This window comes from Kribbella sp. NPDC048837 (genome assembly GCF_055586945.1).
In genome coordinates this window covers 452,150-475,737 of sequence record NZ_JBVJHF010000001.1, presented here as the reverse complement: position 1 = coordinate 475,737, position 23,588 = coordinate 452,150, and the positions used below count along the sequence as shown (strand labels likewise).

At 69.8% G+C, this 23,588-nt stretch carries 23 protein-coding genes, 1 tRNA gene and 1 riboswitch; of the genes, 16 read left to right on the top strand and 8 right to left on the bottom strand.

Annotation, left to right across the window (positions count from 1 at the left end; genetic code table 11):
- Positions 1–49: 49 nt before the first annotated feature.
- On the bottom strand, positions 50–790 hold the full coding sequence (locus ACZ6O0_RS02325; RefSeq protein ID WP_465762995.1) for a phosphotransferase: 741 nt from the start codon (positions 788–790) through the stop codon (positions 50–52).
- Positions 787–1,278, bottom strand: a complete 492-nt coding sequence (locus ACZ6O0_RS02320) for an NUDIX hydrolase (protein ID WP_465764052.1) — start codon at positions 1,276–1,278, stop codon at positions 787–789. The genes ACZ6O0_RS02325 and ACZ6O0_RS02320 overlap by 4 nt, the downstream gene beginning before the upstream one ends.
- Before the next feature lie 82 nt (positions 1,279–1,360).
- On the opposite strand from ACZ6O0_RS02320, the gene dop reads away from it, so the two are divergent.
- The 7 genes from dop to ACZ6O0_RS02285 all read left to right on the top strand — a co-directional run bounded on the left by dop (position 1,361) and on the right by ACZ6O0_RS02285 (position 8,240).
- Positions 1,361–2,881 (top strand): depupylase/deamidase Dop, encoded by a 1,521-nt coding sequence (gene dop / locus ACZ6O0_RS02315; RefSeq protein WP_465762994.1) that lies wholly within the window; start codon positions 1,361–1,363, stop codon positions 2,879–2,881.
- Positions 2,882–2,937: 56 nt separating this feature from the next.
- Positions 2,938–3,147 (top strand): ubiquitin-like protein Pup, encoded by a 210-nt coding sequence (locus ACZ6O0_RS02310; protein ID WP_130448384.1) that lies wholly within the window; start codon positions 2,938–2,940, stop codon positions 3,145–3,147.
- Positions 3,148–3,155: 8 nt separating this feature from the next.
- Complete coding sequence (prcB, locus tag ACZ6O0_RS02305) at positions 3,156–3,998, top strand: proteasome subunit beta (protein ID WP_465762993.1); 843 nt, start codon at positions 3,156–3,158, stop codon at positions 3,996–3,998.
- A gap of 37 nt (positions 3,999–4,035) precedes the next feature.
- A complete protein-coding gene (prcA, locus tag ACZ6O0_RS02300; protein WP_465762992.1) occupies positions 4,036–4,890 on the top strand; it encodes a proteasome subunit alpha in 855 nt (284 codons plus the stop codon).
- A complete protein-coding gene (locus ACZ6O0_RS02295; protein ID WP_465762991.1) occupies positions 4,887–5,501 on the top strand; it encodes an NUDIX hydrolase in 615 nt (204 codons plus the stop codon). The genes prcA and ACZ6O0_RS02295 overlap by 4 nt, the downstream gene beginning before the upstream one ends.
- Before the next feature lie 15 nt (positions 5,502–5,516).
- Positions 5,517–7,280 carry a beta-N-acetylhexosaminidase family protein gene (locus ACZ6O0_RS02290; RefSeq protein WP_465762990.1) on the top strand — a complete coding sequence of 588 codons (1,764 nt, stop codon included), beginning with the start codon at positions 5,517–5,519 and terminating at the stop codon, positions 7,278–7,280.
- A riboswitch (ZMP/ZTP riboswitch) is annotated at positions 7,281–7,369 on the top strand.
- 28 nt (positions 7,370–7,397) lie between these two features.
- Positions 7,398–8,240, top strand: a complete 843-nt coding sequence (locus tag ACZ6O0_RS02285; RefSeq protein ID WP_465762989.1) for a bifunctional 5,10-methylenetetrahydrofolate dehydrogenase/5,10-methenyltetrahydrofolate cyclohydrolase — start codon at positions 7,398–7,400, stop codon at positions 8,238–8,240.
- A gap of 1 nt (position 8,241) precedes the next feature.
- On the opposite strand, the gene ACZ6O0_RS02280 is transcribed toward ACZ6O0_RS02285, so the two are convergent.
- The gene (locus ACZ6O0_RS02280) at positions 8,242–9,135 is read right to left on the bottom strand and encodes a phytanoyl-CoA dioxygenase family protein (protein WP_465762988.1); all 894 of its coding nucleotides are present in this window, start codon (positions 9,133–9,135) and stop codon (positions 8,242–8,244) included.
- A 112-nt stretch (positions 9,136–9,247) separates the two neighbouring features.
- Here ACZ6O0_RS02280 and aroH point away from each other — a divergent pair, with 112 nt between their 5' ends.
- The 6 genes from aroH to ACZ6O0_RS02250 all read left to right on the top strand — a co-directional run bounded on the left by aroH (position 9,248) and on the right by ACZ6O0_RS02250 (position 13,670).
- A complete protein-coding gene (gene aroH, locus ACZ6O0_RS02275) occupies positions 9,248–9,616 on the top strand; it encodes a chorismate mutase (RefSeq protein WP_465762987.1) in 369 nt (122 codons plus the stop codon).
- On the top strand, positions 9,613–10,677 hold the full coding sequence (locus ACZ6O0_RS02270; protein ID WP_465762986.1) for a prephenate dehydrogenase: 1,065 nt from the start codon (positions 9,613–9,615) through the stop codon (positions 10,675–10,677). The genes aroH and ACZ6O0_RS02270 overlap by 4 nt, the downstream gene beginning before the upstream one ends.
- A 55-nt stretch (positions 10,678–10,732) precedes the next feature.
- Positions 10,733–11,428 (top strand): (d)CMP kinase, encoded by a 696-nt coding sequence (cmk, locus tag ACZ6O0_RS02265; protein ID WP_465762985.1) that lies wholly within the window; start codon positions 10,733–10,735, stop codon positions 11,426–11,428.
- Positions 11,425–12,153 carry a lysophospholipid acyltransferase family protein gene (locus tag ACZ6O0_RS02260; protein ID WP_465762984.1) on the top strand — a complete coding sequence of 243 codons (729 nt, stop codon included), beginning with the start codon at positions 11,425–11,427 and terminating at the stop codon, positions 12,151–12,153. The genes cmk and ACZ6O0_RS02260 overlap by 4 nt, the downstream gene beginning before the upstream one ends.
- A complete protein-coding gene (der, locus tag ACZ6O0_RS02255; protein ID WP_465762983.1) occupies positions 12,146–13,525 on the top strand; it encodes a ribosome biogenesis GTPase Der in 1,380 nt (459 codons plus the stop codon). Before ACZ6O0_RS02260 ends, der begins: the two co-directional genes overlap by 8 nt.
- Before the next feature lie 71 nt (positions 13,526–13,596).
- Positions 13,597–13,670 (top strand) — tRNA-Pro (locus tag ACZ6O0_RS02250).
- Between the two features lie 59 nt (positions 13,671–13,729).
- Here ACZ6O0_RS02250 and ACZ6O0_RS02245 read toward each other — a convergent pair.
- Both ACZ6O0_RS02245 and ACZ6O0_RS02240 read right to left on the bottom strand, forming a co-directional pair.
- Positions 13,730–15,904, bottom strand: coding sequence for an MMPL family transporter (locus ACZ6O0_RS02245; RefSeq protein ID WP_465762982.1), 2,175 nt, complete (start codon positions 15,902–15,904; stop codon positions 13,730–13,732).
- Positions 15,905–15,990: 86 nt separating this feature from the next.
- Positions 15,991–16,548 carry a TetR/AcrR family transcriptional regulator gene (locus tag ACZ6O0_RS02240; protein ID WP_465762981.1) on the bottom strand — a complete coding sequence of 186 codons (558 nt, stop codon included), beginning with the start codon at positions 16,546–16,548 and terminating at the stop codon, positions 15,991–15,993.
- A gap of 110 nt (positions 16,549–16,658) precedes the next feature.
- Between ACZ6O0_RS02240 and ACZ6O0_RS02235 the strand changes: the two genes are divergently transcribed.
- On the top strand, positions 16,659–17,603 hold the full coding sequence (locus tag ACZ6O0_RS02235; protein ID WP_465762980.1) for a S1C family serine protease: 945 nt from the start codon (positions 16,659–16,661) through the stop codon (positions 17,601–17,603).
- On the opposite strand, the gene ACZ6O0_RS02230 is transcribed toward ACZ6O0_RS02235, so the two are convergent.
- Complete coding sequence (locus ACZ6O0_RS02230; RefSeq protein ID WP_465762979.1) at positions 17,600–18,136, bottom strand: GNAT family N-acetyltransferase; 537 nt, start codon at positions 18,134–18,136, stop codon at positions 17,600–17,602. The genes ACZ6O0_RS02235 and ACZ6O0_RS02230 overlap by 4 nt on opposite strands.
- A gap of 23 nt (positions 18,137–18,159) precedes the next feature.
- On the opposite strand from ACZ6O0_RS02230, the gene ACZ6O0_RS02225 reads away from it, so the two are divergent.
- On the top strand, positions 18,160–18,792 hold the full coding sequence (locus ACZ6O0_RS02225) for a tetratricopeptide repeat protein (protein ID WP_465762978.1): 633 nt from the start codon (positions 18,160–18,162) through the stop codon (positions 18,790–18,792).
- 106 nt (positions 18,793–18,898) lie between these two features.
- On the opposite strand, the gene ACZ6O0_RS02220 is transcribed toward ACZ6O0_RS02225, so the two are convergent.
- Together ACZ6O0_RS02220 and ACZ6O0_RS02215 are read right to left on the bottom strand one after the other, a co-directional pair.
- Positions 18,899–19,525, bottom strand: a complete 627-nt coding sequence (locus tag ACZ6O0_RS02220; RefSeq protein ID WP_465762977.1) for a hypothetical protein — start codon at positions 19,523–19,525, stop codon at positions 18,899–18,901.
- A gap of 171 nt (positions 19,526–19,696) precedes the next feature.
- Positions 19,697–20,356: an MBL fold metallo-hydrolase gene (locus ACZ6O0_RS02215; protein ID WP_465762976.1), complete on the bottom strand. Its 660-nt coding sequence runs from the start codon at positions 20,354–20,356 to the stop codon at positions 19,697–19,699.
- A 211-nt stretch (positions 20,357–20,567) separates the two neighbouring features.
- On the opposite strand from ACZ6O0_RS02215, the gene uvrA reads away from it, so the two are divergent.
- A complete protein-coding gene (gene uvrA, locus ACZ6O0_RS02210; protein ID WP_465762975.1) occupies positions 20,568–23,585 on the top strand; it encodes an excinuclease ABC subunit UvrA in 3,018 nt (1,005 codons plus the stop codon).
- Positions 23,586–23,588 lie beyond the last annotated feature (3 nt).

The window sequence follows — 23,588 nt, the reverse complement described above, 5'->3', positions numbered from 1 at the left end:
GGATGATCTTCACATCGGGTAATGACCGGATACCGGCCCGATGGTTGCATCAGAGCGCGGCCAGGATGTCGCCGAGTCCGTGCTCGACATCCTCGGGGAGGTCCAGCAGGAGCCCGCGGTGTACGCCGTACCAGGGACCGAGCCTGGACCAGTCGAAGGATCGTTCGCGCAGCTCAGCGGTCGGTTCGTAGGTCTCCGCCACGCCGTCGCGGACCGTGGCCGGTGCGTCGTTCAAGAGCCAGCACAGGTCCAGCGCGGGGTCGCCGATCTCGGCGTCCGTCCAGTCGATGATGCCGGTGACCCGGTCGTCCGTCACCAGGATGTGGTCGGGACCGAAGTCGCAGTGGACGAGAGCCGTCCGACGGCGGGCCACACGGTCCAGCAACTCGGTGGCCTTGGTCCGCAGCTCGCCCGGTAGCAGCGGCACCACGCGTTCCCGGCACTCCGACAGGAACACGTCCTTGGCCGCGAACGCGGTCTCGGCGTCCTGGGCACCATGGGCCACCGCCTCCGCCGGGTCCACGGCGTGCAAGGCCTTGAGGAAGGCGCCGAGCTCGCGGCCGAGCGCCGTACTGCCGTCCTCCAGCGGCGTGCCCGGCAGCATCAGATGGCGTACGCCGTCCGCAGTCAGCTCCGGCACCGGGACGGGCAGGGGGAGCTGTGGGGCGAGCCAAGGGAGCAGTGTGGCCTCGGCCAGCAGCCGGGGGCGGACCTCCGCGCGGCGCGGCGAGCGGTGGATCCAGGGGCCGTCGATCCAGGCGTGGCTGTCCCAGCCCTGGACGATGGTCACACCAGACTCCGGACCCAGGCTCCCAGCAGCCCGATGGCGTCGGGCATGAAGGACCAGGAGGGGTCGTCCAGTCGCGCGACGAGCTCCGCCGGGGACATCCAGGCGCCCCACTCGACCTCTTCCGGCTGGTGTTCCACCGGACCGTCCCAGACACACGTATACAGGTACGCGTGGTACGTCGTGTTGTCGTCGGCGTAGTCACCCTCCGGCAGCGCGGTCAGCTCCACGCCGGAGATCCCCAGCTCCTCGGCCAGCTCCCGTACGACGGCGTCGTACGGGTCCTCGCCGGCCGCGACGACCCCGCCGGCGGCGAAGTCGTACCGGCCCGGGTAGACGTCCTTGGTCTGCGTACGGCGGTGCACGTAGATGTCGCCGGCCGGATTCCGGACGACCACGCCGGTGGCGGCGTGGCGCAGATTCTCGCGGCGCATGACCGATCGGGGCCGCGCTCCGATGACCACGTTGTCCTCGTCCAGAATCGCCACCATTTCGTCCACGCGGGAAGTTTCACACGTAACCCTGTGGACACAGCAACCGCTTTAGTGGCTCCTACCGCGTAGGCTCGTTCGCATGAGTGTTCGGCGGATCATGGGGACCGAGACCGAGTTCGGCATCTCGGTTCCAGGCCAGCCCGGGGCGAACCCGATGCTGACCTCCAGCCAGGTGGTGAACGGCTACGCCCAGACGCAGCCGCTCGCGCGCAAGACCCGGTGGGACTTCGACGAGGAGCACCCGCTGCGGGACGCGCGAGGTTTCGACCTCAGCCGGGAGGTGGCCGATTCCAGCCAGCTCACCGACGAGGAGACCGGCCTGGCGAACGTGATCCTCACCAACGGCGCCCGGCTGTACGTCGACCACGCCCACCCGGAGTATTCGGCGCCCGAGACGACGAATCCGCGCGACGCCGTGGTGTGGGACAAGGCCGGCGAGCTGGTGATCATGGAAGGCGCCCGGCAGGCCCGCCAGATTCCCGGCGCCCCACCGCTGAACCTGTACAAGAACAACACCGACAACAAGGGCGCGTCGTACGGCTCCCACGAGAACTACCTGATGCGCCGGTCGACCCCGTTCGCGTCGATCGTGCGGCACCTGACGCCGTTCTTCGTGAGCCGTCAGGTGGTCACCGGCGCCGGCCGCGTCGGCATCGGCCAGGACGGCACCCAGCACGGCTTCCAGATCAGCCAGCGGGCCGACTACTTCGAGGTCGAGGTCGGCCTGGAGACGACGCTGAAACGCCCGATCATCAACACCCGGGACGAGCCGCACGCGAATCCGGACCGGTACCGCCGCCTGCACGTGATCATCGGCGACGCGAACCTCTCCGAGATCTCGACGTACCTGAAGGTCGGGACCACGTCGCTGGTGCTGGCGATGATCGAGGACGGCTGGCTGACCGACGACCTCGGCGTGGACCGCCCGGTCACGGCCTTGCACGAGATCAGCCACGACCCGACCTGTGCGCACCTGATGACGCTCAAGGACGGCCGCAAGCTGACCGCGGTCCAGTTGCAGACGGAGTACCTGGAGCAGGCCCGCAAGTACGTCGAGGACAAGTACGGCGACGACGCGGACCGGCAGACCAAGGACGTGCTGCACCGCTGGGAGCAGGTGCTCGACCAGCTGGCCACGGACCCGATGAAGCTGTCCGACCAGCTCGACTGGGTCGCGAAGTACAAACTCCTCCAGTCCTACCGCGACCGCGACGGCCTGGACTGGGACGACTCCAAGCTCCACCTGGTCGACCTGCAGTACGCCGACCTGCGCCCGGACAAGGGTCTTTACTACAAGTTGGTGAAGTCCGGCCGGATGCAGCGGCTCGTCACCGACGAGGAGATCCGGATGGCGGTCTCGCACCCGCCGACCGACACCCGGGCGTACTTCCGCGGTCGCTGCATGCAGCAGTACGCGCCGCAGGTGGCGGCCGCCTCCTGGGACTCGGTGATCTTCGATCTGCCGGGCAAGGAATCGCTGCAGCGGATCCCGACCCTGGACCCGCTGCGCGGCACGAAAGCGCATGTCGGGGCCCTTCTCGACCAATGCGACACCGCGAGTGACCTGGTTCGCACCATTACTGGGGGTGCGGCCGGGTAGGGTCGCTGTAGAGAGGTCGGTTGGGCGGCCTCTCCAGCGGTTCAAGGAGGTGTGTCATGGCGAAGGACGGCGGTCAGCAGCACAAGCAGCCGAAGCGTTCGTCGACCGAGGAAGAGGTCGAGCAGGTCGAGGCGTCCGAGGACGTCCAGGAGCGCAAGGAGCGACTCGACGAGGACGTCGACTCGATCCTCGACGAGATCGACGAGGTGCTCGAGGAGAACGCCGAGGAGTTCGTCCGCGGCTTCGTGCAAAAGGGTGGGGAGTGAACCGCTCGATGACTTTCGATGCCTCCGGCCGGTTGCCGGAAGCCTTCCTGACCCCGGGCGGCTCGTCGTTCATGGACTTCCTGGCCGGGCACGCGCCCGACCTGTTGCCCGGGCGGCGCAGCCTGGGGCAGGCCGACTTTTCCAACGACGTCCCGCATGGTACGACGATCGTCGCCGCCACCTTCCCCGGTGGCGTGGTGATGGCCGGCGACCGGCGCGCCACGATGGGCAACGTGATCGCCCAGCGTGATATCGAGAAGGTGTTCCCCGCCGACGAGTACTCCGCGGTCGCGTTCGCGGGCACGGCGGGGTTCGGGATCGAGATGGTCCGGCTCTTCCAGGTCGAGCTCGAGCACTACGAGAAGCTCGAGGGCGCGACGCTGAGCCTGGACGGCAAGGCCAACCGGTTGAGCGCGCTGATCCGGGGCAACCTGGCGATGGCGCTGCAGGGTCTGGCCGTGGTCCCGCTGTTCGCGGGCTACGACCCGGACATCAAGGGTGGCCGGATCTTCTCCTACGACCCGACCGGCGGGCGCTACGAGGAGCACCACTTCCACAGTGTCGGCTCGGGCTCGGTGTTCGCCCGTGGCGCGCTGAAGAAGCTCTACCACGAGGAAGCGTCCGTGACCGAGTGCGTCACGGCCGTGATCCAGTCCCTGATCGACGCCGCCGACGACGACTCCGCGACCGGCGGTCCGGACATGCTGCGGCGGATCTTCCCCGTGGTCGGTGTGGTCACCGCGGACGGCTACCAGCGGCTGCCCGAGGACGAGGTCGCCGCGATCGTCGACAGGGCCTGGGCCGCGCGGCACCAGCGTCCCGACGGCCCGGCCTCGGCGTCACTGACCTGATCCCGATCGACCGACTGATTAGAGGACGACACCTTCGATGAGCGTTCCGTTCTACGTCTCGCCCGAGCAGCTGATGCGCGACCGGGCCGACTTCGCCCGCAAGGGCATCGCCAAGGGCCGCAGCGCGATCGCCCTGCAGTACGCCGACGGCATCCTGTTCGTCGCGGAGAACCGCTCGCCCGCGTTGCACAAGGTCGCCGAGATCTACGACCGGATGGCGTTCGCCGCCGTCGGCCGGTACAACGAGTTCGAGAACCTGCGGATCGCCGGCGTCCGGCTCGCCGACATGCGCGGGTACTCCTACGACCGGCGCGACGTCACCGGCCGGGCGCTGGCCAACGCGTACGCGCAGACTCTCGGCGCGATCTTCTCCTCCGGCGGTGAGAAGCCGCTCGAGGTGGAGATCCTGGTCGCCGAGATCGGCGCCAGCGCGGCCGAGGACCAGATCTACCGGCTCACCTACGACGGCTCGATCGCGGACGTCCGCGGGTACGCCGTGATGGGTGGCCCGGCCGACCAGGTCGCGGACTATGTCGGCGAGCACTTCAAAGAGAGCATCTCGCTGGCCGGGGCGCTCCGGCTGGCGGTGGACGCGCTCGGTCACGACGGCACGGAGGTCCGCCAGCTGACCCCGGACCAGATCGAGGTCGCGGTCCTGGACCGGACCCGGACCCAGGTGCGCAAGTTCAAGCGGATCTCCGAGGAGACCCTCGAGCGCATCCTGTCCGAGTCCCGCCCGGACTCCGAGCCCACCAAGACGACCGAGGACGCGCCGGTCGCCGAGGAGAGCACGACACCTGCCGCGGTTGACGACGCACCGGTGGCCCCGCCGGAGGACGACGCTCCCGTCGCTCCACCGGAGGAGCCCGGCGGCGACAACCGGCCGCTGTGAGCAAGCAGATCGATGGCGCAGCCGCCGCGGACTCCGCGGCGGCTGCGCTGTCTCGCCCCGGCGACCCGCTGCCGTGGGAGTTGCTCGACGAGGAGCCGGGGTTCCACCGGTTCCTGACCGTGAACCTGCGGCGGTACCGGCTGCCGGACGGGCGCGAGGTCGAGTGGGACGTCTTCGGCCCGAAGTCCGCGGAGGGGATCACCTCCGGCATCACCGTGCTGCCGCTGACCCCCGACGGCCGGATCGTCACGATCCGGATGTTCCGGGCCGGACCTGACCGGGTCGTCACCAACCTGCCGGGTGGACTGGTCGAGCCGGGCGAGGACCCGGCGCTCGCCGGCGCGCGGGAGCTCGAGGAGGAGACCGGGTACACCTGCGAGTCGCTCGACCTGGTCACGTGGCAGTGGTCGTCGGCGTCGTCGATCTACCGCAAGTACGTCGCGATCGCGCGCGGCTGCCGTCCGGACGGGAAACAAGCGCTCGACGAGACCGAGGACTGTGTCCCGGTCGAGCTCACGCTGGACGCGTTCCGCGCCGAGCTGCGCACCCCTGGCGCGATGACGGGGATCGACGCCGCCTACCTCGCCCTCGATCATGCAGGGCTTCTCTAGGTCGTAGGAGCTGTGATGACACCTGAGCCTCAGCAGACCACCCCGCGCGACGACGGCTTCGGCCTCGGCGACACCGTCGGGCTGATGTACGGCCCGACCACCGACGCGGACGCCGAGCGCGTCGTCCGCGAGACGCTCACGAAGGCCGGCGTACGGACCGTCTTCGAGGGACAGGCGGAGGTGACCGTCTGGCTCGGGGGGAGCGCCGACACGCTCGAGCAGCTCGGGGTCGCGCCCGCGGGTCTGCTGCCGGCCGAGGGGTACGTCGTCGCCGTCGGCGCCCAGCAGGTCGTGCTGGACGGGGTCGATGCCCGCGGCACCTTCTACGCCGCGCAGGCCTTCGCACAGCTTGTCCAGGGCAACCAGGTGGACGGCGTCGAGATCCGCGACTGGCCGACGATGCGGTACCGCGGCTCGATCGAGGGCTTCTACGGGACGCCGTGGTCGCACGCCGACCGGCTCGATCACCTGGACTACCTCGGCGCGCACCGGATGAACACCTACGAGTACGCCCCCAAGGACGACCCGTACCACCGCGAGCAGTGGCGCGACCCGTATCCGGCCGACAAGCTGGCCGAGCTAGGCGAGCTGATCGACCGCGCCGCCCGGAACAAGGTCGACTTCACCTTCGCGCTCTCGCCCGGCCTGTCGATCCGCTACACCGACGACGCCGACTTCCAGGCGCTGATCGCCAAGTTCGAGGCGCTGTACGCGCTCGGTGCGCGGGCGTTCAACGTGGCGCTGGACGACATCGAGTACGAGCAGTGGCACAGCCCCGAGGACGAGCAGAAGTTCGGCCCCGGCGGCGGTGGGGCCGGGCTGGCGCAGAGCGAGCTGCTGAACCGGATCCAGCGCGAGTGGGTCGAGACCAAGCCGGACCTCGCGCCCCTGCAGATGGTCCCGACCGAGTACTACAACGTCGACGAGACGCCGTACAAGCAGGCGCTGCGGGAGCAGATGGACAGTGCCGTGGTGGTGCACTGGACCGGTATCGGCGTCGTCCCGGAGACGATCACCAGTGCGCAGGCGGCCGAGGCGAAGGCCGTGTTCGGGCACGACATCCTGATCTGGGACAACTACCCGGTCAACGACTACGCGCACGGGCGGATCCCGCTGGCGGCGTACAGCGGCCGTGAGCCGGGCCTCGCCGACCAGGTCGTCGGCGTGATCTCGAACCCGATGAACCAGGCCGCGGCCAGCAAGCTCGCCCTCTACTCGTTCGCGGAGTTCGGCTGGAACCCCGCGACGTACGACGAGCAGGCGTCCTGGCATGCGGCGATCGCGGAACGCGCCGGGGGAGACGCCGCGACGATCGCGGCGCTGGAGGTCTTCGCCGACCTCACGACGTACGACGGGAAGCTGCACCTGGTGAACGCGCCGGTGCTGTCCGCGAAGACCGCCGCGTTCTGGCGGACCTGGGAGGCCGGGGACCTGGCCGGCGCGATCGCGGACCTCGAGCCGTACTGCGAGGCGATCGAGAACGCTCCGGCCCAGATCCGCGAGGGCGTGATCGACCCGGCCTTCGCCGACGAGGCGGACGCCTGGCTCGACGCGGCCTTCTACTGGGGGCAGGCGCTGCGCCAGGCCCTGCGCGTCCTCGAAGCCGGCGCCGAGGGCAACAGCTCGGATGTCGCCACCGGCCGGGACCAGATCAGCCACCTGGTCACGCAGGCCGAGGAGATTCGCGACATCCGGCTCCCGCACTCCACCACCCACCCGCGGATCGGCGACGGCGTTGCCGACGCTTTCATCAGCAGAGTGACCGACTCGGTATCCTGAGCGGTGGACCGCGACTGGCGTTGAGGTGGACGACCACCGGGGAACGGTCTGCCGGACATCCGGCCGCGCCGCGCGCCTGGGCAGCTGACCTGTAGTCGACGCCCGAAGGAGCGCGCCATGACCGCTGAACTGATGATCGGGACCGACCTCGCCGCCGAGATGGTGGCGCGGGCGGCCGAGCGAGCCCGCGTACTGCGGGAGCGGACCGGCGTGCAGCCGTGTCTGGCGACCGTACTGGTGGGCGACGACCCCGCGTCGGCGACGTACGTCCGGATGAAGCAGAACCGGTCGAAGAAGGCCGGGATCGCGTCGCGGAGCGTCGTCCTGCCCGCGGAGACGACCACCGAGGAACTGGTCGCCGAGATTCACAAGCTCTCGAACGACCCCGAGGTGCACGGAATCCTGCTCCAGCACCCGGTGCCGGCGCAGATCGACGAGCGGGCCGCGTTCGAGGCGATCGACCCGGCCAAGGACGTCGACGGCGTGACGATGCGGTCGTTCGCCGCGATGGCGTTCGGCGATCCCGGGTTCCGGTCCGCGACGCCCGGCGGGATCATCCGGCTGCTGGAGGCGTACGACGTACCGATCGCCGGGGCGCACGCGGTGGTGATCGGCCGCAGCCCGATCCTCGGCAAGCCCGTCGGGATGTTGCTGCTGGCATCGAACGCGACCGTCACCTACACGCACTCGCGGACCACGGACCTGCCGGACATCGTCCGGACCGCGGACATCGTGATCGCCGCGGTCGGGAAGCCGAACTTCGTCCGCGGTGACTGGCTCAAGCCGGGCGCGGTCGTCGTCGACGCCGGCTACAACGAGGGCAACGTCGGCGACGTCCACTTCGAGGAGGCGGTCCAGGTCGCCCGCCTGATCACGCCGGTCCCCGGCGGCGTCGGGCCGATGACGATCGCCCTGCTGCTGGAGCAGGCCGTCGACGCCGCCGAGGCGGCTGCCTCCTAGCTCATCGGTGGCAGCCACCGTCCTTGTCCGGGCGTGAGTGTGGCCGAGCCACGTCGTCGATGCCCTTGTAGGCGTACGGGTCGGTCCCGGCCACCATGACGATGTCGCGGAAGTCGTGGTTGGCGATGTGAACGCCGGGTGGCAGCGAGTGCCAGGGGAGCAGCGACTCCGCGCTCATGTAGTGGTTCGCCAGCGCCCGGCGGAACCCGTGCCGACCGCTGTTCGGCAGCGATCGGTGCAGCAGGTAGCCATTGAAGATCACCGCCGAGCCGGCCGGGACCTCGATGGCGACCGCCTGGTCGTCGGTGTACGGGAAGTCGTACGCCTCCGACGTACAGTCGAAGCGCGGGTCGTCCTGCTCGCGGTCGGGGTAGATGACGCCACGGTGGTGTGATCCGGGGAGCACCCACAGGCAGCCGTTCTCGACCGTCGCGTCGTCGAGTGCGATCCAGACCGCGGTCAGCGAGCGGTCGCGGGTCGGGATGAAGAACTCGTCCTGGTGCCAGGCCTGCCCCGGCTTCCCCTCGGACTTAATGAACAGCATCGACTGCATGGCCTTGACGTTCGGGCCGATGACCGCGGTCAGGGCCCGGACGATCCGCGGCGCGTGCAGCGCCTCGAGCGCGGCGTCCGACACCTTGTGCGGATAGTGGATGCACAGGAACTGCCGCAGTACGTCGTCGCCCGGGCCGATCCGCGGCCCGTCGGCGATCCGGCCGAGCTCCCCGCGGCAGAGTTGCTCGGCGGCGGCGTTCAGGGCGGCGACCTGCTCAGGCGGTACGGCGTGGTCCAGGACCGCGAAGCCGTTCCGCCGGAAGGACCCGACGAACTCGTCGGTGACCTCGGGGAAGCGCTGCACGGTGGCGTCGACGGGTCCGGTCGGGAGGGTCTGCATCAGGTGCTCCATCCGGGGAGGGGGGTTTCCGGATCCGTGGATCCGAGACGGCTGTCCACTCCTTGACTACTCTGCCCTAGGGTTGAGGTAGACGAACCAAGGAGGCGAGCACGTGGCGGTACGGGCGATCCGGGGTGCTACCCAGCTCGAGGTGGACGAGCGCGAGCATCTGCTCACGCGGTCCGCGGAGCTGGTGAAGGCGGTCCTGGAGGCGAACGATCTGGAGAGCGAGGATCTGATCAGCATCCTGTTCACCGTCACGCCGGACCTGCACTCGGAGTTCCCGGCCGTGGCGGGCCGGCAGATCGGGCTCACCGATGTACCGCTGATGTGCATGCAGGAGATCGACGTGCCGCACGCGCTGCCGCGGGTGGTCCGGCTGATGGTGCACACCGAGACCCCGCGGTCCCGCGAGAAGATCCAGCACGTCTACCTGCACGGCGCCGTCGCTCTCCGTCCAGACCTGACAGGCGCCCAGTGAGTGAGCTGCGCGGGCCGGTGCGGATCGTCGGCACCGGACTTATCGGTACGTCGATCGGCCTGGCGCTGGCGCGGTTGGGAGTCGTGGTCGAGCTCGTCGACGCCGACCCGGACAACGCGCTGATGGCCGAGCGGATCGGCGCGGGATCGCGACTGGTCCAGATCGAGCCGCAGCTGGTCGTGGTCGCCGTACCGCCGGATCACGTCGGCGCGGTGATCGCCGAGCAGCTCGAGCAGACCGACGCGGTCGTCACGGACGCCGCCAGCGTGAAGTCCAAGCCGCTCGCCGACGCCCGCCGGCTGACCGGCGACCTCAGCCGGTACGTCGGCAGTCACCCGATGGCAGGCTCCGAGCGGAACGGTCCGCTGGCCGGTCGGGCGGACCTGTTCGACGGCGCGACCTGGGCGATCACCCCGCACGAGACGAGCGCGCCCGAGGCGGTCGAGCTGGTCCGGCGGCTGGCCGAGGCCGCCGGGGCGCGGACGGTCGAGCTGTCGGTCGAGGACCACGACCTCGGCGTCGCCCGGGTGTCGCACCTGCCGCACCTGATGTCGGCGCTCGCCGCCGGCACGCTGGCCGACGCGCCGAGCTCGCACCTGCAGCTGTCCGGCCAGGGCGTCCGGGACGTGACCCGGATCGCGGCCGGCGACCCGAAGCTGTGGACCCAGATCGTGTCCGCGAACTCGACCGCCCTGACCGGCCTGCTGGAGCAGATCCGCGGCGAGCTCGACCGCCTACTCGTTGCCTTGGGCAAGGAAGAGGCCGCCGAGGAGCTCACCTCGATCCTCGGGCTGGGGGTCTCGGGTGCGGTCCGCGTGCCGGGCAAGCACGGGACGCCGCACATCGACCTGGTCACCGTTCTGGTCACGATCCCCGACCGGCCCGGTCAGCTCGCCCGGTTGTTCGCCGACGCGGCCGAGTCCGGGGCGAACGTCGAAGACCTGCGGATCGACCACAGTCCGGGGCGCCCCGTCGGTGAGGTCGAGCTGGCGGTCAAACCGGGATCGGTGGACCAGTTGGTCGACGTACTGACCGAGCGGGGCTGGGTCGTCCACCGGTAGTCCCCGGCAGGCGGTAGATGCCCGGGTTGTCCCCAGGCCCAGGTAATCTTCGGGCATGATCATCGCTGTGGACGGCCCGAGCGGATCCGGCAAGTCGAGCACCGCGCGAGGCGTCGCCAGCCGGCTGGGTCTGCGCTACCTGGACACCGGCGCGACCTACCGGGCGGTGACCTGGTCGGCGCTCGAGCACGGCCTCGACCTGGACGACACCGCGGCCGTCGCGCAGCGGTCCCGGGAGCTGCGGCTGGAGATCAGCACCGACCCCGAGCGGCAGTTCGTGATCGCCGACGGGACCGACGTGACGGCCGCGATCCGGGAGCCCCGGATCAGCGAGGCGGTCTCCAAGATCGCCACCAACCTGGACGTCCGTGCCGACCTGATCCCGCGCCAGCGGGCGATCATCGACGCCGCCCAGCCGAGCGGCGGGATCGTGGTCGAGGGCCGCGACATCGCGACCGTGGTCGCCACCGACTCCGAGCTCAAGGTGCTGCTGACGGCCGACACCGACGCCCGGCTGGCCCGCCGCGGCGCCGAGCTGGCGACCGGGTCGGTCACCGCCGAGCAGTTGCGCGACCAGATCGTCCGCCGCGACGCCGACGACGCGACCGTCTCGGAGTTCCAGGTCGCGTCCGACGGCGCGGTCACCATCGACTCCACCGATCTGTCCCTGGAGGAGGTCGTCGACGTGATCAGCCGACTCGCGAAGGAGGCCGAGGCGGCCCACACCGTCACCGGCGACCGGGAGTCATGACAGCAGAACTGACGGGGCACCTGGAGTTGCCTCGCACAGACGACCTGGCCTCGTTGCCCTACCGGCTCGCGCTGCCGGCGCGGCTGGTCGCCAAGCCGTACTTCCGGCACAAGTACCGGCTGACCATCCACCACGAGGACCGGTTCCCACGGACCGGTCCGGTGCTGATGACGCCGAACCATCTGAGCCTGCTCGACGGGCCGCTGCTCGGGGCGATCGCGCCCCGGATGCTGCACCAGCTCGGCAAGATCGAGGCCTTCGGCGGCCTGCAGGGCAAGATCCTGCGCCGGATCGGCCAGATCCCGGTCGACCGGTCGTCGTACGACGTTCTCGCGATCCGGAAGTCGATCAAGGTGCTGCGCGACGCCCGGGTGCTGAACATCTACCCGGAGGGGACCCGGGGCCCCGGCGACTTCGGCCGGATCCGGGTCGGAGTGGCCTATCTGGCCATGGTCACCGGCGCTCCGATCCTGCCGGTGGCCCTGCTCGGGACCCGGTTGCCGCACGGCGACGTGGAGGGTTTTCCACCGGCCGGGAGCCGGGTCGACGTGGTCTATGGCGAGCCTTTCACGATCGACCGCGTACCCTTTCCCAGGAGGCATTCCGACGTACGGGCGGTTGCCGACCAGATCGGCGACGTGTTGCGGGCCCATGTGAGGGCGGCCGTCGCAGCCACCGGCCACCCCCTCCCGGGCGTGCCAGACAAGAAGGACCCTGATGACTGACCTGCCCACCGGCTACGACTTCGCCGAGCCTACGCACGACCGTGAGGACGCCGGACCGCTGCCGGTGCTCGCGATCGTCGGCCGGCCGAACGTGGGCAAGTCCACGCTGGTGAACCGCATCATCGGCCGCCGCGAGGCGGTCGTCGAGGACACCCCGGGCGTCACCCGCGACCGCGTGTCGTACGACGCCAACTGGGCCGGCCGGGGCTTCACGGTCGTCGACACCGGCGGCTGGGACCCGGACGCGGTCGGCATGGCCGCCCTGGTCGCCGCCCAGGCCGAGGTCGCCATCAACGCCGCCGACGCGGTCCTGTTCGTGGTCGACGCCACCGTCGGCATCACCGACGCGGACGAGGCCGTCGTCCGGGTGCTGCGGAAGTCGGGCAAGCCGGTCGTGCTGGCGGCCAACAAGGTCGACGACCAGCGGGTCGAGTCCGAGGCGATGAACCTGTGGAGCCTCGGCATCGGCGAGCCGTTCCCGGTCTCCGCGATGCACGGCCGCGGCACCGGCGACATGCTGGACGCCGTCCTGGCGGCGCTGCCCGAGGCGCCGCCGGAGCGTGACCCCGAGTCCGGTGGTCCGCGCCGGGTCGCGATCGTCGGCAAGCCGAACGTGGGCAAGTCCTCCCTGCTGAACAAGGTCGCCAAGGAGGACCGCGTCGTGGTCAGCGACGTCGCGGGCACGACGGTCGACCCGGTCGACGAGCTGATCACGCTCGGCGGCAAGGAGTGGCGGTTCATCGACACCGCCGGCATCCGCCGCAAGGTGAAGAACGCGCAGGGCCACGAGTACTACGCCTCCCTGCGGACCAACGCCGCGATCGAGCGGGCCGAGGTCGTCGTGGTCGTGATCGACGCGTCGGAGCCGATGTCCGAGCAGGACCTGCGGATCATGAACGCGGTCGAGGAGGCCGGCAAGGCGCTGGTGATCGCGTACAACAAGTGGGACCTGGTCGACGAGGACCGGCGGTACTACCTGGAGCGCGAGATCGACCGCGACCTGGTGCAGTTCCGGTGGGCGCCGCGGGTGAACATCAGCGCCCTGACCGGCCGGCACATGGAGAAGCTGGTGCCCGCCGTCGAAGCGGCGCTGGACGGCTGGCAGACCCGCGTCCCGACCGGCCAGCTGAACGCGTTCCTCGGCCGGCTGGTGGCCGCGCACCCGCACCCGGTCCGGTCGGGCAAGCAGCCGAAGATCCTGTTCGGCACCCAGGCGACGACGATGCCGCCGACCTTCGCGATCTTCACCTCCGGCCAGATCGAGGCGTCGTACCAGCGGTTCATCGAGCGTCGGCTGCGCGAGGACTTCGGCTTCGTCGGCAGCCCGGTGCACGTCCAGATCCGGGCCCGGCAGAAGAACAAGAAGCGCTGACCCGACCCGGTCAGAACCGGTCCCTCGGATGGGGTAAGGTTTACTTCGCTCACCTCCCCGGAGTTGAGCTGCGGGCTGTGGCCTAGCCGGGTAAGGCGCCTGTCTGGGGGACAGGAGATCCCGAGTTCAAATCTCGGCAGCCCGACGTTGAGAGGGGCACCGACTTCGGTCGGTGCCCCTCTCGTCGTCCCGGCTCCAGCCGTCTCAGTGGACGCCGGCGAGTTCCTTCGGCTCGGGCTCGTCGGGCACGCGCAGGCTGTCGCCTTCGATGTCGACCGTCGGCGTGATCCGGTCGAGCCACTTCGGGAAGAACCAGGCCCGGTCGCCGAGCAGCGACAGGACCGCGGGTACGAGCGTCATCCGGACCACGAACGCGTCGATCAGCACGCCGATCGTGAGGCCGAAGCCGATCGCCTTGATGATCGGGTCGTGCACCATGATGAAACCGGCGAACACCGACGCCATGATGAGCGCGGCCGCCGTCACCACCCGGGCGCCGTGGCCGAGACCCTCGATGGTCGCCTCCGTCGCGTGCTTACCGTGCACGAACTCCTCCCGGACCCGCGACACGATGAACACCTCGTAGTCCATCGCCAGCCCGAACAGCACGCCGAGCATGATGATCGGTAGGAAGCTGACCAGCGGACCGGGCGAGTCCACCCCGAGCAGCTCCGCGCCCCAGCCGAGCTGGAACACCGCGACCGTGATGCCGAACGTCGCACCGACGGTGAGCACGAACCCGAGCGTCGCCTTCAGCGGCACCAGCAGCGACCGGAACGCCAGCAGCAACAGCAGGAACGACAGCCCGATGACGACCAGCAGGTACGTCGGCAGCGCGTCGGACAGCTTGTTCGACACATCGACGCCGACCGCGGTGTTGCCGGTCACCGAGATGCTCGCGTCGCCGGTGGCGAGCGGCTGTACCGCGGACCTGAGGTTCTTCACCAACGCTGAGGTCTCCTCGGACGCCGGCCCGCTCTTCGGGATCACCTGCAGGAGCCGGGTCGTTCCGTCCGCACTCGCCGGGCCGGGTTGGGCCGCCACGACATCCGTGAGCCCTTGCGACTTCGCGAGTACCTGCTTGACCAGTGCGTCGGAGGTCGCCGCGTTGTCGGTCTTGACCACGACGACGAGCGGACCGTTCGCACCCGGGCCGAAGGCGGCGGCGGTGAGGTCGTAGGCGACCCGCTGGTTCGTGCCGGCCGCGGCCGAGGCGCCGTCCGGCAGTGCGAGCTGCATGTCCTTGACCGGGATCGCGAGGACTCCGAGCCCGATGATGCCGAGAGCAACGATCGGGACGCGGAACCGGGTCACCAGCCGGCCCCAGCGGAAGCCGAAGCCCTCCTTGACCGGCGCCGCCGTCGGCGCCTTGCGGATCTTGCGGGGGAGCACCCGGTTCCCGACGAACCCGAGCATGGCCGGCAGCAACGTGAGCGCGACCAGCACCGCGGTGAGGACGGTCGCGGCGGCCGCGAAGCCCATCGCGGTCAGGAACGGTACGCCGACCACGCTCAGCCCGGCCAGCGCGATCACGACGGTCGCACCGGCGAACAACACCGCCGACCCCGCGGTCGCGGTGGCGCGGCCGACCGACTCCTCCGGATCCATGCCCTCGGCAAGCTGGCTGCGGTGCCGCGAGCTGATGAACAACGCGTAGTCGATGCCGACCGCGAGTCCAAGCATCAGCGCGAGGATCGGCGCGGTCGACGACACATCCACGAAGGCGGTGACCAGGAACAGTCCGGCCATGCCGGCCAGTACGCCGAGCAGCGCGGTCAGCAACGTCATCCCGGCCGCGACCAGCGACCCGAACGTGACGACCAGGACGACGGCCGCGACCGCGACCCCGATCACCTCGGTCGCACCGACCTCGGGTACGCCGCCGACCACCTGGCCGCCCGGGACCACCTGAAGATCGCCGGAGCTCAGTCCGCTGAGTGCGTCGTACGCCTTGGTGCTGTCCTTGGCGAGCTCGTCGGCGGGCTTGGCGAACTGGACGCTGATCAGACCGGTCCTGCCGTCCGGGCTGATCGCCTTGCTGGTGAACGGATCGATCGCGGCGACCACCTCGGGCACCTTCGCGACCTCGGCGACGATCGTGCCGACGGCGGCCTTCACGGCCGGGTCGGCGAGCGTCTTGCCGTCAGGCGCCTTCACCACGACCGTGGCCGAGGCGCCACTGGCCGCCGGCAGCTCCTGCTTGAGGGCGTCCAGTGCGCGCTGCGACTCGGTGCCCGGGATGGAGAAGGTGTTCGTGGTCTTGCCGCCCAGCGTCAGCGCGCCGACACCCAGCAGCACGAGGAACAACGTCCAGACCGCGGCGACGAGGCGCCGGCGCTGGTAGGAGAACCGGCCGAGCCGGTACAGCAGAGTGGCCATCGGGAAGTGCGTCCGTTTCGAGTCGGTACGGCGTACGGGCAGGGGGAACCGTCCGCCGGCGCTGTGCCGGTGGCCGGGGGATCGGGTCAGCCGCGTCTGAGCAGTCGCCGCAGGGCGATGTCGCAGAGTCTCCGCAGTTCGTCGTCGGTGCGTTCGCCGGGATGCCGGCACTCGCCGAGCAGGCCGTTGACGGCGAACTTGGCCAGGTCGCGCTCGAGCGGGTCGTCCGAGCCGGCCAGGTAGTCGGTCAGGCGCATGCCGTCCGCGACCAGTCCGGCGATCTCGGGCACCTGCTCGATCACCGGGATGATGTCCTGCAGCACGTCGATCACGCCGCGGTGCACCACGGCCAGGTCGATGAAGCGCTGGATCGCGAACTCCTGCGCCGCGGCGCCGGACAGCTTCTCCGCCGCCGCGACGAGCTCGGCGAGGTCGGCGGTGGCCGGTTCGAGCACGGCGGCCAGGACGGCGGCCTTGCCGCTGAAGTGGTAGAGCACCGTCGCCTTCGAGCAGCCGGCCGCGGTCGCGATGTCCTGCAGCGACGTCGCGTTGTAGCCCTTGGCCTGGAACAGGTCCATCGCCTGCCGCACGATCTCGTGCCGGGTCCGTTCCCGGGCCGGGGTGGTGACTGCCATGTCAGTCATGATCCTGACCGATCGGCCAGTTTTCAACCGATCGGTCAGGATTGTGGGCCGCCTCACTCGATGGCCCGGGCTTGCTTGCGGTGTAATGATGTAATTCGGGAGGTTGGATCATGGCTGACGAGATGGCCGACGACGACGTACTGGACGCTTACTCCCGCGTGGTCTCGGGCGTGGCCGAGCACCTGATCCCGCGGGTGGCGAGCCTGCGGATCCACAGCCGGCGCGGCGACTCGTCCGGGTCGGCCGTGGTGCTGACCGGCGACGGGCACCTGCTGACGAACGCGCATGTGGTCGGTGAGGGTGAGCAGGCGACCGCCGACTTCGCGGACGGGACGACGGCACAGGCCCGGGTGGTCGGGGTCGACCGGCTGTCCGATCTCGCCGTACTGCGGGCCGACCGGGAGATCCCGGATCCGCCGGAGTACGGCGACGCCGACCACCTGAAGGTCGGGAACCTCGTCGTTGCCGTGGGCAACCCGTTGGGGCTGGCCGGGAGTGTGACCGCGGGTGTGGTGAGCGCGCTCGGCCGGGCGCTGCCGGTGCGGAGCGGATCGGCGCAGCGGATCATCGAGGACGTGATCCAGACGGATGCGGCGCTGAATCCGGGCAACTCTGGCGGAGCGCTTGCCGATGGCAACGGCCGGGTGGTCGGCATCAACACCGCGGTGGCCGGTATCGGGCTCGGTCTGGCGGTTCCGGTCAACCCGACCACGCGCCGGATCATCTACTCACTGCTGCATGACGGCCGGGTGCGCCGCGCGTACCTCGGACTCGTCACGACGCCGGCGCCGCTGCGCCCCGCGCTGGCCGAGCGGTTCGACCAGCGCACGGCCCTGCGCGTCGTCGAGGTGATCGCGAACAGCCCGGCCGCCGACGCGGGCCTCCGCACCGGCGACCTGGTGCTCGCCGTCGACGGCGTACAGCTCCGCGACGCCCAGTCCCTCCAGCGACTGCTCTTCGCCGACGCCATCTCGCGCCGTACCGAAATCACCGCCATCCGCAACAACGCCCTCGTGGATGTCATAGCCCACCCCACCGAACTGACCGACCGCTAGCTCAGTTCGGCGCGGAGGAGGACGCCGGTGCCGGGTTTGAGAGGGGCGCGGGGGAAGGTGAAGTCGCGGGTGACCTCGGTGAAGCCGAAGCTCTGGTGGAGGTCGAGGATTGGGCTGTTCGCGAGGTTCGCGAAGTAGTAGACGGCGTCGGAGCGCTCTGCCGTCCAGCGGATGCGTTCGGTGGTGAGAAGCTCGCCGATGCCGTGGCGTCGCCAGTGGGGGGACACGATCAGCCCGACGAGGTAGTAGCCGGTGGGGGCGGTGGTTGGCGGGTCGTCGGGGGAGATCTCGTGGTGGATCACGGCGGCGTAGCCGACGACTTCGGTCCCGACGCAAGCGACGACGGAGTAGCGGGTCGGATCGTGGAGGTCGGACAGCAGGCGGCTTCGGCGCTCCGCGACGGGTCCGCCGGTGCGCGAGACGATCAGTTCGGCGCAGGTGTCGAGGTCGTCGGCGCCCATCGGGCGGATCTCGACCGGACTGTCAGGGACCTGCCGGCCGGCGTCCGGCTCGTATTCGGCGAAGTTGCTCACGCCGGCAGCCTAGGATCTGCCGGATGGAACAGTTGGTGCGGGCCAAGGAACTGTACGAGCGAGCGATCTTCAACGGCGAGTACGCCGGACTGCCGCAGGCCGATCGTGAGCTCGACGCGGTCGAGGCCGCGTTGCTGATCGGTCGTGGCCGGATCATGCACGGCCGCTACCTGGAGACCCATGTCGAGAACTCCGAGGAGCTGCCGGCCTTCGAGCGGGCGGCCGACCTCTACCGCGCCCTGGGTGACGAGCGCGGCGAAGCGGACGCCCAGTTCTGGGTCGGCTGCTTCCACCAGGTCGTCCGCGACGACAACACCTCCGCCGTCCCACCCCTCACTGTTGCGAGCGAACTGGCCAGAAAGACCGGCGACCAGCTGACCCTCTCCTACGCCCTCCGCCACCTGGGCGTCGCCGCCCACATGGCCGGTGATCTCGACGACGCCCGCGCGCTCCTCGAGGAGTCCACCGCACTCCGCCGTACCCTCGGCTTCACTGCCGGCGTGGCGGCCAACCTGGTCGGCCTCGTCTACGTGGCCACCGCCCAAGGGCGCTCCGACGACGCACATGCACTGGCTGACGAGGCGGCCGAGCTGGCGGCCTCGGTCGGCGCTGTGAACGTCCGCGAGCAGGTGGAAGCGGCGCGCTCGCGGATCTAGCGCTTCACCAGCCGATCGGCGGGGTGGGGGCGCTCAGTGCGGAGGGGCGACGCTGGTGCTGATCCGGCACCGGCGTCGCACTCATCGTGTCCCGTTCTGAGGTGTCTCAGGTCGTGATGGGCGGTGAGGCCTGGGCGCTGGACTCGCCACCCCGCGAGCCGGTCGGGCTCGCCTGCTCCGCTGCCGCGGCCCGGCGGGCGTGGCGTAGGCCCAGCACGCCGAGAACCAGCATGATGATCGCAACGATGTACGCAGCGATCGCCGCGATGCCGGCGATGGTGCCCATCGTCGCGAACGCGTAGCCGTAGAGCAGCAGACCGCGCAACGTGTTGCCCTGGAACAAGGTCTCGCGCAGTCCGGCGACCACCTGACCCTGCGGGGAGGCCTTCTCTGCGGGGCTCATGGCCTGGTACGCGCCGCTGACCTCCTGGTAGGTGCGGCCGTTGGAGGCGGCGTTCATATGCACGAGGATGTAGTGGTCGGCGTAGGCCTTGGCCTCGGGGCCGGTGTCCAGCGGGCTGCCGGCGTACTGCTCGAGCGCGTCGCGGTCCTCCTGGGGCAGCGACTCCAGCGCCTGCCCCTGAGGCATCGTGATGCCCTGGATGGACAGCTGGCCCTCGACCTCGTTGTTGATGAACACGTAGGCCCAGGTCAGCAGGGCGCCGGCCAGCAACAGAGTCACGGCGAGCAACAAGCCGGTCCACGAGATGAGTTTGTCGAACGAGGAACGCATCGGAGGCTTCCTTCCCTGCGCAGCCATCGCGCCGTTGCCCCGACGATAAGGAGCCTCCGGACCGGCGTGCATCGTCCGTTGTGGGTGATCTCATCGCGACGCGCCGTCACGCCGGATCGTCAGTGCGGTCCCGAGCGACGACTCGACGCGCTCGAGTCCCGATCGAACCTCTCACCAGCCGCGCTCGCGCCACTCCTTCAGGTGCGGGCGCTCGGTGCCGAGGGTGGTGTCCGAGCCGTGGCCGGGGTAGACCCAGGTCTCGTCGGGGAGGGTGCCGAAGAGCTTGCTCTCGACGTCGTCGAGCAGTGAGGTGAACCGCTCGGCGTCGCCCTGGGTGTTGCCGACGCCGCCGGGGAACAGCGAGTCGCCGGTGAACAGGTGTGGGGCACCGTCCGGGTCGTCGTACACCAGGGCGATCGAGCCGGGGGTGTGGCCGACCAGGTGGATGACGCGCAGGGTGCACTTGCCGACCGAGATGTGGTCGCCGTCGTCGACGAGCTGGTCGGTGGGGACCTCGATGCCCTCGGCGTCGTACCGGCCCGCGACCGTGGTGGCGCTGGTCCGGGCGACGACCTCGGCGAGCGCCTGCCAGTGGTCCCCGTGCCGGTGGGTCGTGACGACCCGGGCGATGCCGCCGTCGCCGATCAGCGTGAGCAGCGTGTCCGCCTCGTTGGCGGCGTCGATCAGGACCTGCTCGTCGGTCTGCCGGCAGCGCAGCAGGTAGGCGTTGTTGTCCATCGGCCCGACCGCGACCTTGGTGATCATCAGATTGGCCAGCTCGTGCGTCTGCGCCGGGCCGCCGACCTTGACGTTCCCGTGGTACTCCGGCATGCGCCCTCCCAAGATGTCGGTGATACCGCCGATCCTCGCACTCCGGACCCGCCAGGTCACATCCGGCCGGGTTGCCAGAACCACTCTCCGCGATCGAATATACTTTCGAAGGTGATGGCAGGATCCGGCGCCGGAAGTTTTTGTCGGTGGGCCTCGTTAGCATGACCGGGCATGTCCCGCATACCCCTCGAGAACGGCTGAGAGTGAGCTTGTGTCTGACCGTCTGATCGTGCGCGGAGCGCGTGAGCACAACCTGAAGGACGTCTCGGTCGACCTGCCGCGGGACGCCATGATCGTCTTCACCGGCCTGTCCGGGTCCGGGAAGTCCAGCCTGGCCTTCGACACGATCTTCGCCGAGGGCCAGCGGCGGTACGTCGAGTCGCTGTCGGCGTACGCGCGGCAGTTCCTCGGCCAGATGGACAAGCCCGACGTCGACTTCATCGAAGGTCTGTCGCCGGCGGTCTCGATCGACCAGAAGTCCACCTCACGGAACCCGCGCTCCACCGTCGGCACGATCACCGAGGTCTACGACTACCTCCGGCTGCTGTTCGCCCGGGCCGGTCGCCCGCACTGTCCGGAGTGCGGTGAGCCGATCGCGCGCCAGACCCCGCAGCAGATCGTCGACCGGGTGCTGGAGCTCGAGGAGGGCACCCGCTTCCAGGTGGTCGCGCCGGTCGTGCGCGGCCGCAAGGGGGAGTACGTCGACCTGTTCCGCCAGCTGACCGGTCAGGGGTTCTCGCGCGCTCGCGTGGACGGCGAGGTCATCCAGCTGACCGAGCCGCCGAAGCTGGACAAGCAGAAGAAGCACACCATCGAGGTGATCGTCGACCGGCTCGCGGTGAAGAGCTCGGCCAAGCAGCGGCTCACCGACTCGGTCGAGACCGCGCTCGGTCTGGCCGGCGGTCTGGTCGTGCTCGACTTCGTCGACCTCCCGGAGGACGACCCGCACCGCGAGCGCCGGTTCTCCGAGAAGCTCGCCTGCCCGAACGATCACCCGCTCGCGATCGACGAGCTGGAGCCACGGTCCTTCTCCTTCAACTCGCCGTACGGCGCCTGCCCGGTGTGCACCGGTCTCGGCACCCGGATGGAGGTCGACCCGGAGCTGCTGATCCCGGACCCGTCGAAGTCCCTCGACGAGGGTGCGATCCAGCCCTGGTCCGGCCAGAACGTCTCGCAGTACTTCGAGCGCCTGCTGACCGCGCTGGCGAAGGACCTGAAGATCAAGACGAGCACGCCGTTCGGCGAGCTGCCGGCGAAGGCTAAGAAGTCGCTGCTCACCGGCCACGACAAGCAGGTCCACGTCTCGTACCAGAACCGCTACGGCCGCGAGCGCTCGTACTACACCACCTTCGAAGGCGTGATCCCGTACGTCGAGCGCCGGCACGCGGAGGCGTCCAGCGACACCGGCCGGGAGCGCTTCGAGGAGTACATGCGCGAGGTGCCGTGCCTGGCCTGCAACGGTGCGCGGCTGAAGCCGATCTCGCTCGCGGTCACCCTCGGCGGGAAGAACATCGCCGAGATCAGCGCGATGTCGATCGACGAGGTGCACGCGTTCCTGGTGCAGATGGAGCTGTCGCCGCGGGAGAAGCAGATCGCCGAGCGGGTGGTCAAGGAGATCGGGGAGCGGCTCCGGTTCCTGCTCGACGTCGGGCTCGACTACCTGGCGCTGAGCCGGCCGGCGGGTTCGCTGTCCGGTGGCGAGGCGCAGCGGATCCGGCTGGCGACCCAGATCGGCTCCGGACTGGTCGGCGTCCTGTACGTGCTCGACGAGCCGTCGATCGGTCTGCACCAGCGGGACAACCGGCGGCTGATCGACACCCTGATCCGGCTGAAGGAGCTGGGCAACACGCTGATCGTCGTCGAGCACGACGAGGACACCATCGACCACGCCGACTGGGTGGTCGACATCGGCCCGGGTGCCGGTGAGCACGGTGGCCAGGTCGTGGTGTCCGGCACGGTCGAGGACCTGCGCAACCACCCGGACTCGATCACGGGTCAGTACGTGTCCGGCCGGCGGGAGATCCCGATCCCCCCGGTCCGGCGCCCGTTGACCGACGGCCGCGAGCTGACCGTGTACGGCGCCCGGCAGAACAACCTCAAGGACATCGACGTGACCATCCCGCTCGGGGTGTTCGTCGCCGTCACCGGAGTGTCGGGCTCGGGCAAGTCGACGCTGGTCAACGACATCCTCTACACATCGCTCGCGCGGCAGATCTACGGCGCTCGCGCGGTGCCGGGCCGGCACACGAAGATCTCCGGGATGGAGCTGGTCGACAAGGTCATCCACGTCGACCAGTCACCGATCGGACGGACGCCGCGCTCCAACCCCGCGACGTACACCGGAGTCTGGGACCACGTCCGCAAGCTGTTCGCGGACACGCCGGAGGCGAAGGTCCGCGGGTACCAGCAGGGCCGGTTCTCCTTCAACGTCAAGGGCGGCCGGTGCGAGGCCTGCTCGGGTGACGGCACGCTGAAGATCGAGATGAACTTCCTGCCCGACGTCTACGTGCCGTGCGAGGTGTGCCACGGCGCGCGGTACAACCGCGAGACGCTCGAGGTGCACTACAAGGGCAAGACGGTCGCGGACGTGCTCGACATGCCGATCGAGGAGGCGTCGGAGTTCTTCGCCGCGATCCCGGCGATCTCGCGGCACCTGACGACGCTCGTCGAGGTCGGCCTCGGGTACGTCCGGCTCGGGCAGCCCGCGCCGACACTGTCCGGTGGTGAGGCGCAGCGGGTGAAGCTGGCGTCCGAGCTGCAGCGGCGCTCGACCGGACGGACGGTCTACGTGCTGGACGAGCCGACGACCGGCCTGCACTTCGAGGACATCCGCAAGCTGCTCGGCGTCCTCGGCGGCCTGGTGGACAAGGGCAACTCGGTGCTGGTGATCGAGCACAACCTCGACGTGATCAAGACCGCGGACTGGATCATCGACCTCGGCCCGGACGGCGGACGCCGGGGCGGCACGCTGGTCGCGGAAGGTACGCCGGAGGAGGTCGCGGCGAACCCGGCGTCGTACACGGGTGAGTTCCTCGCGGAGATCCTCGCGGGTCGCGCGGCCAAGCCGAGCGCGAAGCAGCAGGCCGCGGCGGCGAAGTCGGCACCCGCCAAGAAGACGGTGGCGGCCAAGAAGACCACGCCCGCAAAGACAACGGCTGCGAAGAAGACGGCCACTGCTAAGAAGACCGTGGCCAAGAAGGCGCCGGCGAGGAGACGCGCCGCCAGCTGACGC